A 1,332-nucleotide genomic window follows, 5' to 3' on the forward strand; every position below is an offset into this window, starting at 1 on the left:
GTCATTCGTCATTCGTCATTCGTCATTGAGCATTGGGAGTTAGTGGTAATATTGCCGTGTTACACGGCATTTTCTCTTCTTATGGGACGGACTCGCACAACCTGGAAATCAGGCAGCACTTGGCGCAGTGGGAAAACTACCTCTATTCGCGTACCGATTGCGCTCAAAGACAACATTTCGGTTTACGCTAGGTCTGTTGATTCCAAACTGATAAACGATCAAAGTTATGCCATCCCCGATTCAGGGGATTTTTTACAGATAATTGACCGCTACATCGCTTGGAGAACCAAGAATTACCGCTCTACACAACTTTTTGCGAAACCAAACATTACATCTCGCACCTGGGATGAGCTGCGGAAGCTTCAAGAACTGCTGCGCCAATCTCCTGAACTGTTGCAGGAGTAAAGGCTTTGCGGCATCGCTGACAAAACCACCTTTGCACTACTGTCTGATCAGACAATTTATAGGTTCCGTTTTTGAAAATTAGTGTTGTTTGGTTGCACCTTGGGCATGGTGGGCGATTCATTCTTCCAGCCTCGGATTAGTTTCTCGATTTCAAATGGTAATTTACCATCTGCGATCGCAATTTCCACAACTTCCCGGCGCTGCACAGCTAGAGGTGATGCCGTGCTGCCACCTGAAATATGACAGTGGTGAATCTTCCTACCCGACATCCAGCAGTAACGGTAATAGTTATGTTTGCTGTTGCCACGTTTAACCCAGTACTTCTCAACCCAATGAGTGTGTTCGGGAGCAGGGGAGCAAGGTACTCCCAATATACTGTGTTCGGGAGCAACTTGTTGTGTATCATGCTCCCGAACAAAGAGCTGGCGATCGCCCGCGATTTTTTCCGAGTCTTCACTGACTAATACAGAAGCCTGTGTATCATGCTCCCGAACAGTTGACTCCCATTCAGCCCAAGCTTGCTCGTAATCATCCAGGGTTAAATAGTCGTCCGGGTCTGGTGGCTCATCGCTGTCATCAAAGAAAATTGTCAGTTGTCCATTGTCACTTACCTTATGAGGAACTTCCCCAAAGTCCGCAGGATTCCATCTGGTTTCTGGTTGGGGGTGTTCGGGAGCGGTTCCTACTTCATCCCAGTAAGGATCGTGAATGGTAGTCCTTGTTTCAACTGTTGGTGCAATCGCAAATAATGCTAATTGCCCAGGCACATCAGAATTATGTTTCATAATGTTTGTGGATTCTAAAATTCATGGCCGTTGGCGCGGCCTTTTTTTGTATCAACAATCAAGTAAGTTGAAAATTAAAAGCTGATAATTGTAATTTCACTGCTTCATTGATAGTTGAAGCATTTTTTATTACAAGGTCTAT

General features: G+C 45.3%; 2 protein-coding genes. One reads left to right on the forward strand and one right to left on the reverse strand.

Going from position 1 to position 1,332, the window contains the following annotated elements; genetic code table 11:
* The coding region (locus RM368_RS38555) for a hypothetical protein (RefSeq protein WP_322698946.1) at positions 1 to 405 on the forward strand (405 nt) is incomplete at its 5' end.
* A gap of 56 nt (positions 406 to 461) precedes the next feature.
* Here RM368_RS38555 and RM368_RS38560 read toward each other — a convergent pair.
* On the reverse strand, positions 462 to 1,190 hold the full coding sequence (locus tag RM368_RS38560) for a hypothetical protein (RefSeq protein ID WP_322698947.1): 729 nt from the start codon (positions 1,188 to 1,190) through the stop codon (positions 462 to 464).
* Positions 1,191 to 1,332: the final 142 nt, after the last annotated feature.

Origin of the sequence: Nostoc sp. DedSLP03, assembly GCF_034530815.1 — a bacterium.
Classification (GTDB): Bacteria; Cyanobacteriota; Cyanobacteriia; order Cyanobacteriales; family Nostocaceae; genus Nostoc.

Excerpts from the sequence above, each read along its gene's own strand:
- RM368_RS38560 (WP_322698947.1), bottom strand. The coding sequence starts at position 1,190 with ATGAAACATAATTCTGATGTGCCTGGGCAATTAGCATTATTTGCGATT.